Raw genomic sequence first — 236 nt, forward strand, 5'->3', positions numbered from 1 at the left:
TATAGTAATGCTTATATTGTATATCAATATCACCATTAGATGAAATAAGTGTTGCTATTGTTGCTATCATATCACCTATAGGTGGTCTATCAATATGATTATATTCCATACTGGCTTTTATATAAGTACCTTGTTTGATAGAGGAATCTATCTCCAATCTACCATTACAAATGTTACAAGTATTATCTAACAATGGTATTCCTAGTCCTACACGTCTCATGGTTCTTGATGTAGTA

General features: G+C 30.9%; 1 pseudogene. It reads right to left on the reverse strand.

Going from position 1 to position 236, the window contains the following annotated elements:
- Positions 1–236: pseudogene (locus ACX6CF_RS26885) on the reverse strand (ATP-binding protein); the annotation flags it as partial.

Source organism: Vallitalea sediminicola (genome assembly GCF_054408565.1).